This is a genomic window from Methylibium sp. Root1272, assembly GCF_001425905.1.
GTDB lineage: Bacteria > Pseudomonadota > Gammaproteobacteria > Burkholderiales > Burkholderiaceae_C > Methylibium.
In genome coordinates, this window is the sequence record NZ_LMDY01000001.1 from 54,842 (window position 1) to 69,260 (window position 14,419).

At 69.9% G+C, this 14,419-nt stretch carries 8 protein-coding genes; 4 read left to right on the forward strand and 4 right to left on the reverse strand.

The annotated features are described in order from the left end of the window. The first annotated feature begins 4 nt into the window (after positions 1–4). Positions 5–271 carry a DUF1488 family protein gene (locus ASC67_RS00235; RefSeq protein WP_056314323.1) on the forward strand — a complete coding sequence of 89 codons (267 nt, stop codon included), beginning with the start codon at positions 5–7 and terminating at the stop codon, positions 269–271. Here ASC67_RS00235 and ASC67_RS00240 read toward each other — a convergent pair. From ASC67_RS00240 to ASC67_RS00250, 4 genes are all read right to left on the reverse strand, one after another. Further along, positions 259–8,724, reverse strand: a complete 8,466-nt coding sequence (locus ASC67_RS00240) for a GH36-type glycosyl hydrolase domain-containing protein (RefSeq protein WP_056314324.1) — start codon at positions 8,722–8,724, stop codon at positions 259–261. The genes ASC67_RS00235 and ASC67_RS00240 overlap by 13 nt on opposite strands. Before the next feature lie 4 nt (positions 8,725–8,728). Then, positions 8,729–8,971: a hypothetical protein gene (locus tag ASC67_RS20425; protein WP_156466607.1), complete on the reverse strand. Its 243-nt coding sequence runs from the start codon at positions 8,969–8,971 to the stop codon at positions 8,729–8,731. A gap of 335 nt (positions 8,972–9,306) precedes the next feature. After that, the gene (locus ASC67_RS00245) at positions 9,307–10,026 is read right to left on the reverse strand and encodes a Crp/Fnr family transcriptional regulator (RefSeq protein WP_056315055.1); all 720 of its coding nucleotides are present in this window, start codon (positions 10,024–10,026) and stop codon (positions 9,307–9,309) included. Between the two features lie 127 nt (positions 10,027–10,153). After that, positions 10,154–10,600, reverse strand: a complete 447-nt coding sequence (locus ASC67_RS00250; protein ID WP_056314325.1) for a DUF995 domain-containing protein — start codon at positions 10,598–10,600, stop codon at positions 10,154–10,156. Positions 10,601–10,767: 167 nt separating this feature from the next. On the opposite strand from ASC67_RS00250, the gene ASC67_RS20745 reads away from it, so the two are divergent. The 3 genes from ASC67_RS20745 (at position 10,768) to ASC67_RS00265 (ending at position 14,296) form a co-directional block, all read left to right on the forward strand. After that, positions 10,768–11,007, forward strand: coding sequence for a hypothetical protein (locus ASC67_RS20745; protein ID WP_056314326.1), 240 nt, complete (start codon positions 10,768–10,770; stop codon positions 11,005–11,007). Positions 11,008–11,171: 164 nt separating this feature from the next. After that, positions 11,172–12,383, forward strand: a complete 1,212-nt coding sequence (locus ASC67_RS00260; RefSeq protein ID WP_162245596.1) for an ABC transporter substrate-binding protein — start codon at positions 11,172–11,174, stop codon at positions 12,381–12,383. Between the two features lie 389 nt (positions 12,384–12,772). Then, a complete protein-coding gene (locus ASC67_RS00265) occupies positions 12,773–14,296 on the forward strand; it encodes an acyl--CoA ligase (RefSeq protein ID WP_056314328.1) in 1,524 nt (507 codons plus the stop codon). Positions 14,297–14,419 lie beyond the last annotated feature (123 nt).

A 14,419-nucleotide genomic window follows, 5' to 3' on the forward strand; every position in this document is an offset into this window, starting at 1 on the left:
CGCCGTGCAGCCCGACCCGATCTTTCATGAGGCCTCCGGCGCGGTTCGCTTCTGGGTGCAGGCGGAAGACGGCCAGTTCGTCGGCGCCAGCATTGCCAAGGAGACGCTGCATTTCCGCTTTCGCGCCGATGTGAGCGGTGTCGATGCGCTGGCCACCTACGCTGCGCACCGCGACGAGATCGACGCCGCGGTCAGACGGCGGATTGCAGCGGGCTCGATCGAGCCGGTCATGCTGCGCGAGGCCGACGTGGCCGCGCGTCAGCTCTCCTGAAGCGGCACGACGAAGCAGGTGCTCGGCGCGAGATCGCGCCAGTCCAGCCGCTGGCCCGGGCGCAGCAGCTCGGCCTTCCCGGACACGCCGGCCGCGGCAGTGAGTTCGAGCACCGTGAGCGCCTGGGACCTGATCAGGATGAAGCGCATCGTGCGCCCCTCGCGACGCAGCGTCAGCTCCGCCTTCGCCCAGTCGGAAGGCAGGCAGGGCGCAAAGCTCAAGGTGTGTGCTTCCTGCTGCAGGCCGAACATCGACTCGATGGCGGCGCGGTGCATCCACGCTGCAGCCCCCGTGTACCAGCTCCAGCCCCCGCGTCCCACGTAGGGCGGCTGGCTGTAGACGTCGGCCGCCATCACATAGGGTTCGATGCCGTAGGCCGCGCCCCGCGTCGGGTGGATCGCGCGGTGTGCCGGACTGAGATATCGGAAGTAGCGGTAGGCGAGGTCGCCGCGCTCCGGGCCGAGCCGGGCCTGCGCCATCAACGCCCAGATGCCGGCGTGCGAGTACTGCCCGCCGTTCTCGCGCACTCCCGGCGGATAGGCCTGGATGTAGCCGGCACTCGGCCGCGACTGCGCCAGCGGCGGGTCGAGCAGACGGATGAGCCCCGCGTCGGCATCGACCAGATGGGCCTCGGCGGCGGCCATGGCCTGGTGCTGCGTGTCGGGCGTCGCCGCGCCCGAGAGCACCGCCCAGGCCTGCGCGATCAGGTCGATGCGGGCTTCGGTGTTGTCGCTCGATCCGAGCGGCTGCCCGTCGTCGAAGAAGGCGCGCTTGAACCATCGCCCGTCCCACGCCGCCCCGTGGAGGGCCTGCGTCCAGTCCTGCGCCGCGCGCTCCCAGCGCAGCGCCCGCTCGTCGTCGCCGCGCTGCCGCGCCAGCGGCGCAAAGTCGGCGACGATCCGGCACAGGAACCAGCCCAGCCACACCGATTCGCCCCGGCCCTCGTGCCCGACCCGGTTCATGCCGTCGTTCCAGTCGCCGCTGCCCATCAGCGGCAGGCCGTGCACGCCCACGCGCAGGCTGCGGTCGATCGTCAGCGCGGCGTGCTCGTAGACCGACGCCTGGTGTTCGCTGACCTCGGGGGCGTAGTAGGCATCCTCGGCGCCGTCCGGAATGGCCATGCCCTGGAGAAATGGCACGCGCTCGTCGAGCAAGGCCGCGTCGCCGGTGGCGCGCAGGTAGTGGGAGCAGGCATGCGGCAACCACAGCAGGTCGTCCGAGAAATGCGTTCGCACGCCCGCCCCGCCGGGCGCGTGCCACCAGTGCTGAACGTCGCCTTCCACGAACTGCCGTGACGCGCACAGAAGGATCTGCGCCCGCAGCACGCCGGGTGCGGCCCAGCTCAGCGCCATCGCATCCTGCAACTGGTCGCGAAAGCCCGTGGCGCCGCCGGCCTGATAGAAACCTGCCTTCGCCCACAAGCGACAGGACACCGCCTGGTAGAGGAGCCAGCGGTTGACCAGGGCGTCGAACAAGGGATCAGGGGTCTCGACGTGGGTGGAACCCAGCAGGCCGTCCCAGCCGGCGCGCACCTCGTCCAGCCGCTGCGTGGCGGGGAGGGCGGCGGCCAGCGCGGCGAGCTGGCGCGCGGCGGCAGGCGTCTCGGCATAGCCCAGCAGGAACACCCGCTCCAGGGCATCGCCGGCCTCCAGCGTCAGCTGCGTCGACAGGGCGGCGCAGGGGTCGAGCCCGGTGCCGGCGCGCTGGCCGAAATGGTCGGGCAGCACCAGTTGCCCACGGGCGTCGAAGCACTCGCGCCGATCGCAGGTCCAGTCCTCGGGTTCGTCGGCGGCACCGGCCAGGCCCAGGAAGGCCGTGCCGCCACCGAAGCCGACCGACGATTCGGCCTGGGTGCACAGCAGCGCGGTGAGCTTGCTGCCGGCCGGCAGGCGCTGGCGGTACAGCGCCGTGTTCGTCGTGCCGCGGTCCGCGCGCTGGGCGCCCATCATCCACTCGGCGATGCCGATCACGCGCAGCCGCAGGGGCCTGGCGCTGCGGTTGACGAGCCTCAGGCTCACCTGCTTGACCGCCGTGTGCGCGTCGACGCACCAGGTGGCCGTCACATCCACGTCGCCGTGTCGGTGGCTGACGACGCTGTAGCCCTGGCCGTGCGAGACGCGGTAGGTCTGGCGCGGGTCGCCCCAGGCCGAGGGCGTGGCGCTCCAGGTTTCCAGCGTCTTCGCATCCTGCAGCAGGAACCACTCCGACGGTGGGTCCGTGACCGGATCGTTGGACCACGCGGTCAGCTGCATCGACCGGCTGTTGCCGGCCCAGGTGTAGCCGCCGCCCGCTTCCGACAGGTGGGCGCCGAAGGCCGGGTTGGCGAGTACGTTGATCCACGGGCGCAGCGGACGGAGCCGGGCGTTCACGTCGAACCGGAACTCGCCGGACGTCGCGTCGAACCGGCCGGTCGGTGCCGGCGCGACGGCATCCTCCGCCGCCGCCGTGATCACCGGGACCGTCGACAGGGCCTGCCGCTCGTCGCAAGCGGCTTCGTGCAGCGCGGCCCAGGCCTGCACATGGTGCGTCAGCGGGCGGCCGTCGGCATGGAAGCGCACCCGGGCCACGGTCTGCAGTGTGCTGAGCTCGTCACGCGAGAGTTCGTCGGACCGCAGCAGATGAAAGCCGGTGATCCGGCCGCCGGTCGGTGGCGTTTCCGCCTGGCTGTCCGCCGCATGGCGCTCGCGCAGCCCTGCGATCTCGCGGTGCAGCGACATCTGGTAGGAAGCGGGCTCGGCATTCACCACCACCAGGTCACAGGCCATGCCGCCCCACGACCACAGGCGCAGCGCTTGGGCCAGCGAGCGCAGCAGGCCCAGCCCCTGCGGCACGTCGACGGCGACCAGGACCAACGGCCGGTCACCCGAGATGCCGAAGCGCCACAGCAGCCGCCGGTCGCAGGCGGCCAGTGCGGCGTCATCGGGCAGCGTCACCGCGGCGTGCGGGCGCGTGAGGCTCAGTGCCAGGGCGGTGGTCACCATCTGCACGGCCGCGAAGTTCTCCGCACTGATGCCCAGCGTATGGAGGCGGATGCCGGTGAGCGTGGCCGACATGAGTGAAGCGCGCTGCACGTGGCTGTGCTGCTGGTACTTGTCGATCACTGCGTCGAGCGTGCGGCGGTGGTCGGCGATCGCCGTCGCGAAGGTCATCTTCGCCTTCGCGTGAGGGCCGATGCGCAGCCGCACCGCCAGGCCGCACATCGGATCGAGACCGGTGTCGAGCCGCACGGGCCCCTCGGTCGAAGCCGCCGGCGCCGGAGCGAGCCGGGCCAGCGGCCGGCTCACGTCGCGGTTGCGGCCCAGCCAGCGTTGCCGGTCGGTCTGGAAGCTCACCGACAGGTCCTGGGCGTCGATCTCCGTCAGGAAGTGCGCGGCCTGCGGCGCCGGATCGTGCGCGAGCCGCGGGGTGCGCGCGAACACCAGCGCCCGCTGCTCGGCGAGCCACTCGGCGCGCACGAAGAGGTTGCTGAACGCGGGGTGGGCTTCGTCGGCGCGGGCATCGCACAGCGTCACGTCGAAGGCCGACATCAGCTCGATGTCGATCGGCCGGTCGCTCAGGTTGCGCAGCTCGATGCGGCGGAACTCCACGTCGTCTTCCGGGCTGACCCAGACGGTCGCGTGGGCCTGGAGTGCGGGCCAGGCCGCATCGAAGCACACGCGGTCGGCGTGGAAGATGCTCTTGTAGTGGGCCGCCGGGTCGGGTGCGGGATGCTGGGTGATCGACACCGGCTGCGGCTGCCGATCCCAGCGCAGGTAGAAGAAGCTGCCGAAGGCGTCGCGCAGCGCATCGTCGCGCCAGCGCGTGATGCCGGTCTGCTGCCACCGGCTCCAGCCGGCGCCGTTGGCGCGCAGTGCAACGCTGTAGCGGCCGTTCGACAGCAGGTGCGTGGGCTCCAGGGCGGTCGAGCCCGGCAGCACCTCGCGCAGCAGGCCGGGCGCGCGCTTGCGCAGCGCCTGCGGCGGCGCGCCCGACGGCGGCGTGTAGAGCACCGAGACCTCGCGCGGGGCCCGCTCGTGCAGGATCGAGGCCACGGCCTCGATGTGCGCATTGGCCATGCCCCAGCGTTGAGCCGGACCGCCGAGCAGTACGTTGGCGAGCGCCACGATGCTCATGCCCTGGTGGTGAGCCATGAACGTGCTGACCGGGGTGAACACCTCGGCGGTCGCCAGGCGGGCCGGCGAGAAATCCAGCGCTTCGATGAAGCCGTAGCGGGCGCGCGCGCCCAGCGCCTCGAGCGCCGCGAAGTTGAGCGCCGCACGGTGCGGCTCCACCAGCGCGGCCAGCGCCGTCGCGTAGGGTGCGACCACCAACTCGTCGGGCGGCGTGCGGCGCAACGCCAGCCGCGGCACGCCCTGCGGCGCGTACTGGTACGCCAGCGTGTGGTCGCTGCCTGCGTGGGCCGACTCGGAGACGCCCCAGGGCACGTCCTGCTGCTCGGCGAAGGCCATCTGCTCGCGCAGCGCCGCATGGCAGGCGTCGCGCAGGACGCTGCCGGGCGGCTCGTCGAGCACCAGACTGGGCATCAGGTACTCGAACATCGAGCCGGACCAGGAGCGCAGCCCGGCGTGGGCCCCGACCGCATAGAAGGGCCGGCCCAACGAGGCCCAGTGCGCCACGGGCACGTCGCCCTTCGCGATGGCGAGCAGGCTGGTCAGGCGCGACTCCGAGGCCAGCAGATCGTAGAGGCCCGAGTCGAGCTGCTGCTCGGCGACCCGGTAGCCGATGTGGAACAGGTGCCGCTTGCGGTGGTACAGGAAGCCGAAGTCGGCCTGCCAGGCGAGCTCATCGCAGCGCTGCGACAAGGCTTGCAGACGAAGCCGGGCGTCGGCCGTGCCGGCCTCGGCGTCGAGTGCTGCGGAACGCAGCGTCGTGCGGTGATCGACCAGCAGCCATTTCAGCTCGTCGCGCTGCGCCGCCGACAACCCGGACCGCTGCGCCAGCAAGGGCGCGAGCCGTTGCCGGGAGGCCAGCAGCGCGCGGCGCGAAGCGCCCGGGTCGTGCGGGCTGCGCGACAGTTCCCGGCAGGCCTGCGCGACCGCGAGCAGATGGCCGCTGAGGTTGCCGCTGTCCACGGTGGACACGTACATGGGCAGCAGCAGCGCGCACGACTGGGTGTCGTACCAGTTGAGGAAGTGGCCGCGGTGACGCTCCAGCACCTGCAGCGTGGCGAGCGTCGCCTCCATTCGCGACAGCAGTTCCTGGGTGCCGATCCAGCCGAACTGGCGAGCGCAGGCCACGCTCAGCAGGTACAGGCCGATGTTGGAGGGCGAGGTGCGGTGCGCCACCATGTCGTGCGGCGCGGTCTGCAGGTTGTCGGGCGGCAGGTGATGGTCGGCCGGGCCCACGCAGCGCTCGAAGAGGCGCCAGGTGTCGCGGGCGATGCCTTCCAGGTAGGCGCGCTCCGGTGCCGGCAGTTCGGCGCTGCGATCGGCCGGGCGCGGACGGCTGACCCACCAGCTCCACGCCGGCGAGGCGGCCCACAGCAAGCACAGCGTCAACGACAGCAACGCAAAGGGCGTTTCCAACGTCCACAGCGCCGCGAGCAGCAACAGCGCGACGACCGGGGTGCGCCAGTGCTGGCGAGCGACGGCAGCGAATGCGGTCTTGGCCTGCGCCTGCGCCGAGGCCGCGGTGGTCCATTGCAGCAGGTGGCGCCGGCTGATGCCCATGCGCCAGAGCGCGCGCACGATCGCATCCACGGCCATCAGGGTCTGCTGCAGCAACTGGGTCAGGTGCCACAGGCCGCCCCACAGGGCCCGCGCCAGCTCGGTCGAGGCCTGACGGTAGAAATGGCGCACCGCCAGATCGTGTCGCCGTGACGAAAAGCCCGCCGCCACGCCCATCAGCGGCCCGGCTGAGAACGCCGCGAGCACCAGCGTCAACGCCGCCCACGGCGACACGGTGGCGCCCGTCAGCGCGAGCAGCAGCAGGGCCAGCGACGCCGGGGCCACGAGGGATCTGCGCAGGTTGTCGAACATCTTCCAGCGGTTCACCGCGCGCAGCGGATAGCGCCCCGGGCTCAGCACGAACGACAGCAGGAAGGGCAGCAGCTGCCAGTCGCCGCGCGTCCAGCGGTGCACGCGGGAGGCCGCGACATCGGCGTGGAAGGGCGCGTCCTCGATCACGGTGATGTCGGTCACCGCGGCGCAGCGCGCCATCGAGCCTTCGAGCAGGTCGTGGCTCAGCACCTGGTTCTCGGGCAGGCGGCCGGACAGCACCGCATGCATGGCGCCCACGTTCAGCAGCCCCTTGCCGGTGAACGTGCCTTCGCCGAACACGTCCTGGTAGAGCTCGGAGGTGGCGGCGCTGTACGGGTCGATGCCGCATTGGCCGGCGAACAGCCAATGGAACAGTGTGAAGTCGCGACGCGCCGGCAACGGCGTGACGACGCGCGGCTGCAGGATGCCGTAGCCGCTCACCACGCTGCGGCCATCGGCAGCGAGCCTCGGCAGGTTGTGAGGATGGGCTGCCACGCCCACCAGCTCGCGCAGCCGGCCGGGCGGCAGCTCCGTGTCGCTGTCGAGCGTCACGATGTATTGCGTGCCGCCCGCGATGCGCGATTCCTCGCCCAGTGCCAGGAAGCTCGCCGCGGGGTCACCGTGGAGGGCGGCGATCAGCAGTTCCAGCTTGCCGCGCTTGCGCTCCCAGCCCACCCAGCGCTGCTCCGACTCGCTGTAGCGGCGCTCGCGATGCAGCAGGAGAAAGCGCGGCGGTTCGTCGCCTTCTTCGGCGGTGCGCGGGTACAGCGCGTTGAGTTCGCGGATCTGGTCGCGGGCGCCAACCAGCAAGGCCTCGTCGGTCGCCTGACGTGCCGTGTCGGCATCCGCCCAGTCGGTCAGCAGCGCGTACTGTGCGTGACGCTCGGGGTTGGCCAGGTGGTGCAGTTGCAGGCGGTGCACCAGCGCGCGTGTGGCGGCTGCGTCGGTGAGCAAGGATGGAATCACCAGCATCACGCGGTGCTCGGGCGGTATGCCGTCGGCGAGGGCCAGCCGCGGCAGGTGCTCGGGGCGCTTCGACTCGCTGATCAGCCGGTTGATCACCGCGACGACCGCCTCGGACGCCGGCAGCGTCATCAGCGCCATGCCGATCCATGCCAGCCAGACGGGCGCCTCCAGGCGCGCGGCATCCGCCGCACCGAACTGCAGCATCCAGGCCACCAGCGCGACGCTGCCGAGCAGCACGGCGGCCACGTAGGCCGGCAGGGCCATGCGGCGGACCGTGTGACGCCAGGGGAAGGAGGCGGCCGCAGCGGCACGCCCCTGCAGGCCCAGTGCGGCGACCAACGCGGACCGTCCCGGACCGTTCAGCCAGTGACTGGCCACGACGGTGGCGCCCCCCGCGCCTTCGGGAGCCTGCATCGAGCGGAGCAGGGCAGTGGCCACGACGAGCTCGCTGCGTCCGCTACGGCGGGCCAGCGACTCGATGCCGTGCAAGGTCTGGTCGCGGGTGTCGGTGTGCTCGGCCTCGAACACCGGCGAGGCGAGCATCAGCCGCATCAGCGTGCTGCTGCGGGCAATGATGTCGGGCCAGTGCGCATCGCCGATGGCACGCAGCGACTTGAGCGCGTTGCTGACGCTCAGGTTGTCGGCGGCCTGGCTGGCCGCCTGCTGGATCTGCATCGCTGCGGCATCGGGGAGGGCGCGCTCCAGCCATTCGTGCACGCCGACCGAATGGAGGGCGTTCGCGGTGGTCCGGCGATCCTGGAGGCGCTGGGCGATCTGCGCCAGGAAGACCCGGCCGACCCCGCGCCGGTCCAGCAGATCGAGCACCTGTTGCAGCGCGTGCAGCGCAAGGGTCTCGATGCGATCGCAACACAGGTTGGCCACGGCTCGCGCGGCCTTGTTGGTGGCCACGCGCTCGGCCAGGCGGCGCAGGTTCTCGACGAGCACCACGCGCAAGGTGGTGGGCAGCGCCCACATCTCGTTCAGGTTCAGTTCGCGCGTTTCCTGGTAGGCGACAAGAAACTGCTCCAGCAGTTCCTCGTCGAAGGCCCCGTCCGTATGGGCCACGAAGGCCCAGGCCACGCCGTAGACGCGCGGCAGGCCGGCCAGCGGCTCGTCGAGCAGCACGGGCAGCGTGCGGAAGTAGCTGCGCGGCAGGCCCTCGCGAATCTCCTTGAGCTGCGCCTCGATCAGGTGAAAGTTGTCGAGCAGCCATTCGGCGGCCGGGCTGATGTCGTAGCCCGTGGCCGCCTGCTCGCCGATGTAGCGGTGGGCGTCGCGCAGCATCTGGATGTTGCTGTGCAGGCGCGGGACGAAGGTGGCCGCGCGCGAGCCCGACCTCGCCGCGCGGTGCGTCTCGCCCAGGCTGCGGCCGTGCTGCGCAAAGCGCTGCAGACCGAAGATCTCGGCACGGATCGGAGGCTCGACCGGGCCGCCGGCGGCGTCGAGGATGTCACACAGCGCCTGGGGCGCTTCCGGGATCAGTCTCTTGAGAGGCGAGGGGCGCGCCATGCGCCTACAGCAACAGCAGACCGGCGGCGATCAGCAGCGCGAACGCCGCGAGCGTCGTGACGAAGCGAGCCGAGAGGAAGCCATTGATCGTCTCCGCGACGCTTTGTACGAGAAACAAGCGGCCTCGCGAATCCTTGCAGACGTCGAGGTGCTCGGCCAGGACCGACAACTCCATGGGCGAAGTGTCTGCGGCCGTGCCGAACGAAGACGTGCTCCACGAGCGGCCTGCATTGACGGGAATATCCATGAGTTGCTCCGCATGCACGGTCCGAGGACCGCGCACCAAGGTGAAGAAGGGCGAACAAAGGTCGTGGTGCTCGCCGGCCTTCGAGGGCGCAACAACGCGATCGATCCCAGCGTAGGTGGCCGGCCCTGCGTCGTCTGTCGGACGACGCGCCGAGGCGCGTAGGACCACGGTGCACCGAGACGAGACGCGCCATGGCGGGCTGCGCCGTCAGTCGGTGTGCCCTCGTCGCTGCAGCGCTAGGGCAAGAGAGGCCAGCGAGGGAGAACAGCAATCCTAGCGTCCGGGCCCACCGGCGTCTGTGCGCCAGCACACCCTCGCGAACTCGGCACCGGCGTTCAGCGTGCCGGTGTGGCCGGTAGCAGGCGGTCGTACTCGTTCTTCACCACCGCGTAGCACTCGCAGGCACGGTGCTCGAGCCCGGCACGATCCAGCACGGTGATGTGGCCGCGTCGGTAACGGATCAGTCCGGCCTTCTGCAGGTGGCCCGCTGCCTCGGTGACCCCTTCGCGCCGCACCCCCAGCATGCTGGCGATCAGTTCCTGGGTGATCACGAGTTCGTTCGAGCGCAGGCGGTCCAGGCTGAGCAGCAGCCAGCGGCACAGCTGCTGGTCCAGCGAATGATGCCGGTTGCACACCGCCGTCTGCGCCATCTGCGTGATGAGCGCCTGGGTGTAGCGCAGCAGCAGGTGCAGGACCGGGCCAGCGCGGTTGAACTCCTGCATCATCAGATCGGCCTGCAGCCGGAAGCCCTGGCCGGCACTCTGGACGACCGCGCGGCTCGGTGTCGATTCGCCCCCCATGAACAGCGAGATGCCGACGATGCCTTCGCGCCCTACCACTGCGATCTCCGCCGATGCGCCGTTTTCCAGCACATACAGCAGCGAGACGATCGATGTGGTGGGGAAGTACACGTGCTCGAGGGTCCTGCCGGATTCGTACAGGACCTGCCCGAGCGGCATGTCGATCGCTTCCATCTGCGGGAACCACCGCGCCCGCTCGGCCTCGGGCAAGGCCGTCAGCAACTGGTTCTCGGTGGGGACCGCGATCGGTGGCATGCGCATCTCCCATGCAGCCCGTCCTGCGAGGCCACCAGGGCGGTGATCGTCATGAGCGTCAGCGTGTGCGATCCAGTATAGGCGGGGGTCTTCGCGTCGACGTCGCTCTGAGCGCAGGGAACCGCCGCTACCTCTTGATCGAGAGCTTGTGGACCCGCTCCGTGCCGGTCTTGTCGGACTTCGTCGCGTAGTAGTCCTCGCCCGACCGGACGATGTAGCGGCACCACTCCTCCGTCTCGACCACCTTCCACTCGACCAGCACGCAGTAGCGGCCGTCGTCGGAGATGCTCCACTTGCCCGAGGCCGTGGACGCCACCGCGCCGCGGTCCCGGTTGTCCGAGGAGATGATGAAACTTCCCCCGCTGTCGTTCTTCCAGATGTGCGTGTTGCCCTTCGCCGAGATGCGGCTCATGTTGGCGCCGGGGAGCAACTGGACGAGTTCGTCCCGGGTCAGCGTCGTCCGTCCCGTCGCATCCAGATCACGCAGGACCTTGGCCTCCGCGGCTTGCCCGAAGACCGGCGCGCCGCAGACGAGGGGCGACAGGAAGACGACATAGCGAGCGAACTGGTGCATGGGGACTCCCTGGGGGCCGGAGGTGCCGGTGGCCGAACGTGAGGCCACGGGCCCGACGCTAGCCGTGCGGGCCGGCAAACGCAAGCGGCCGGCTGCGGGCGCCTTCCGTGCCCGGCGCGGCCCGGTTGGGCAATACTGCGGCACGCTCAAACAACCGACGCGACGCCATGGCCGCAGCGACCCCCGTGAACCTGCACGACATCCTGCAGGCCTTCGAGGCCTGGGAGGCGGTCGCCGCCGAGTACAAGCACCTGCTCCAGACGACCGCCGCACTCGGCGCCGACATGAACTGGACCATCATGTCCGAGCTGATCGATCGCATGACCGATGCGCGCGAGCACTGGCTCGACATGAGCCAGCGCTATTGCGACGAGATGGCGCAGCGCAGGACGAGCGACGTGAAGTAATCCCCGAAGCACGGCGTGCTCGACCGGCAGAGGGCTGGCCGGGGCCGAGGCGCCGCCCCTACAGTCGTGTTCGCGAGCAAGTTCTGGCGTCGCCAGGATCGGACTCCGCACGCTGCCCCGCGCGCCTGTCGTGGTGGTCCCCGCGGTCTCAACCTCTGCAGCCCATGAAAAATTCTCTTGCCTCCGTGGTGTCGTTGTCGTTCTGCGCCGTGCTGGCGCTGGCTGCCGGCGGTGCCGGTGCTCAGACGAAGAACGATCCGATCCGCATCGGCCTGATCTTCCCGCTCACCGGAGGGTCGTCGGACATGGGCCACAGCGCCCGCGTCGGCGCACAGGTCGCGATCGAAGAGGTGAACGAGGTCGGCGGCTACCTGGGCCGCCCGTTCGAACTGGTGGTGCGCGATGACAAGGCCGACCCCGAGACCGGCGTGAAGGCGGCCGAGGACCTGGTGCTGAAGGAGAAGGTGCTCGCCACGATCGGCTTCTGCAACACCGGCGTGGCGGCCAAGGCGCTCGACGTGTTCCAGAAGAACAGGCACGTGTTGCTCGTGCCGTGCGCGACCGGGACGGTGCTGACCGCCAAGTACTCGGCGAGCGAGAGCTTCATCTTCCGCACCGCGCCGCGCGATGCGCTGCAGACGCAGTTCCTGGCGGCCGAGATCGCCAAGCGCGGCCTCAGCCGACCGGCGCTGCTGGTCGACAAGTCGGGCTACGGCGACGCCGGCCTGGTGGATCTGGAAGCGGCCTTCGCCAAGCTCGGCATCAAGCCGGCCATCGTGGTGCGCTTCGCCGTCGGCGCCAAGTCGCTGATCGACGAGGTGAAACAGGCCAAGGCGGCCGGGGCGGACTCGCTGATCGGCTGGACCGTTGGTCCTGAATCGGGCGTGCTGGCCGCCAGCCGCGTCGAGGCCGGCTGGAACGTGCCGGCCTTCGGGCCATGGGGCCTGTCGCATCGCTCGGCGCTCGAGGCGTCGAAGGGGGCCGTCGAGGGTGCGATGTTCGTGCAGACCGTGCTGCCCAACATCTACCTCGAGCGCAACAATGCCTTCCGGCTGCGCTACCTGAAGCTCTCCCGGGAGACGCCGATCGGCTCGATGATGTCGGCCGCGCAGGCCTACGACGCGATGCACCTGCTGCTGCGCGCCATGTTCGAAACTCGCCAGGATCTCTCGGGCCCGGGCCTGAAGAAGGCGCTGGAGAACCTGCCGCGCCGCTACAGCGGTGTCGTGACGACCTACGACAAGCCCTTCTCCGGCGCCGACCACGACGCCATCTCGGCCAACATGTTGTGGCTGGGCACCTGGCACGGCGGCGAGCGCACCTACTACTACGCCGAGGACGCGAAGCGGGCCTCGGTGATCCGCTACAAGGAATGAGGACTGGCACCAACAGATGCGCGGACTCCTTTCTGCGACTCGCTTAACCACCCCTTGCGGCACATTTGTGTTCTCGCTTGCCGAATGCGTTGCGGCTCGGCTCCTGCTCTGAATTGGTCGATTCGACGGCATGGGGTATAAATCTCGGTAGAACGTTCGAACCCTACAGTTCATGTTCTTCGCTGCAGATTGTCCGAGCACCCCTCGGCTCAAACCCTGCTGAACCCCGCGCGTCGTGATCTGCGACGCAGGCGACGTGACCCACCCGCGGTCTGCGCCCGACGCCCCTGCATGGGGCGCGCCCGGATGTGCCGGCGCCATGGCCTCCGTACATTTGTCTCCTGATCCGACGAACCGCGGTGTCAAGCCGCCTCAACCTTCCGAGACCGATGCAAACCTCGCTGAAAGACCTGCTTGCCCACGGCGCCGACGCTGCCCCCGCGATCTCCGCGCCGGGCCGCAGCGCACTGTCCTACCGTGAACTGCGCGCGCTGGTCGACGCCACGCTGGCGAGCCTGAATGCGCTGGGTGCCGGGCGCAACGACCGCGTCGCGATCGTGCTGAACAACGGCCCCGAGATGGCCACCTGCTACATGGCCTGCGCCTCGGGCACCACCAGCGCGCCGCTGAATCCGGCCTACCGGGCCGACGAATTCGAGTTCTACCTGTCGGACCTGAACGCGAAACTGCTGATCGTCGAGCAGGGCAGCGGCTCGCCGGCGATCGCTGTGGCGCAGAAGCTCGGCGTGCGGGTCGTCGACCTCGTCGTCGAGCCTGGCGCGCCGGCCGGCAGCTTCCGGCTGACCGCGCGAGACGGCGGCAGCGTGACCGCAGCCGCGCAGGGCGGCTACAGCGAGGCGGGCGACGTGGGCATGGTGCTGCACACCTCGGGCACCACCTCGCGGCCGAAGATCGTGCCGCTGTCGGTCGGCAACCTCTGCGCGTCGGCGGCCAACATCAGAAAGACGCTGCAGTTCACGGCCGGAGACATCGGCCTGAACATCATGCCGCTGTTCCACATCCACGGGCTGATCGCCGGCGTGCTGGCGCCGCTGTCGTCGGGCTCTCAGGTGTTCTGCACGCCAGGCTTCAACGCGCTGAAGTTCTTCGCCTGGATGGACGAGGCCAAGCCCACCTGGTACACCGCCGTGCCGACGATGCACCAGGCCATCGTGCAGCGCGCCAAGGGCAACGCCGACGTGATCGCGCGCAACCCGCTGCGCTTCCTGCGCTCGTCGTCGTCATCGATGCCGCCGCAGGTGATCAAGGAGCTCGAGGAGATCTTCAAGGCGCCGCTGATCGAGGCCTATGGCATGACCGAGGCCACGCACCAGATGGCCTCGAACCCGCTGCCGCCGCTGGCGCGCAAGCCCGGTGCGGTGGGCCTGCCGGCCGGCCCGGAGGTCCAGATCATGGGCGAGGACGGCAGTCTGCTCGCCGCCGGACAGATCGGCGAGATCGTGATCCGCGGGCCGAACGTCACCGCCGGCTACGAGAACAACCCCAAGGCCAATGCCGAGGGCTTCCTGAACGGCTGGTTCCGCACCGGCGACCAGGGCAGCAAGGACGCCGACGGCTATATCAGCCTGACCGGCCGCCTGAAGGAGATCATCAACCGCGGCGGCGAGAAGGTCAGCCCGCGCGAGGTCGACGAGATCCTGATGGACCACCCGGCAGTCGGCCAGTGCGTGTGCTTCGGCATGCCGCACCCGAAGCTGGGCGAGGAGGTCGCCGCGGTCGTGGTGCTGAAGGAAGGTGCCAGCGCCACCGAGCGTGAGATCCAGGACTTCTTCGCCAAGCGTGCGGCCGACTACAAGGTGCCGAAGAAGATCCTGTTCATGGACGAGATCCCGAAGGGGGCGACCGGCAAGCTGCAGCGCATCGGGCTGGCGCAGAAGCTGGGTCTGGGCTGAGCGGCCCGCGGGCTGGCGCGGCGCCGATTAAAAGATTACTGAACGGAACAAGAACAAAACCTGAATTCCTCTTGGGGGAGGAGGCACATATCGTGCCGCGAGGCGCCGCGATGGCGGCCACAC

Excerpts from the sequence above, each read along its gene's own strand:
- ASC67_RS00240 (WP_056314324.1), bottom strand. The coding sequence starts at position 8,724 with ATGGCGCGCCCCTCGCCTCTCAAGAGACTGATCCCGGAAGCGCCCCAG.
- ASC67_RS20425 (WP_156466607.1), bottom strand. The coding sequence starts at position 8,971 with ATGGATATTCCCGTCAATGCAGGCCGCTCGTGGAGCACGTCTTCGTTC.
- ASC67_RS00245 (WP_056315055.1), bottom strand. The coding sequence starts at position 10,026 with ATGCCACCGATCGCGGTCCCCACCGAGAACCAGTTGCTGACGGCCTTG.
- ASC67_RS00250 (WP_056314325.1), bottom strand. The coding sequence starts at position 10,600 with ATGCACCAGTTCGCTCGCTATGTCGTCTTCCTGTCGCCCCTCGTCTGC.
- ASC67_RS20745 (WP_056314326.1), top strand. The coding sequence starts at position 10,768 with ATGGCCGCAGCGACCCCCGTGAACCTGCACGACATCCTGCAGGCCTTC.
- ASC67_RS00260 (WP_162245596.1), top strand. The coding sequence starts at position 11,172 with ATGAAAAATTCTCTTGCCTCCGTGGTGTCGTTGTCGTTCTGCGCCGTG.
- ASC67_RS00265 (WP_056314328.1), top strand. The coding sequence starts at position 12,773 with ATGCAAACCTCGCTGAAAGACCTGCTTGCCCACGGCGCCGACGCTGCC.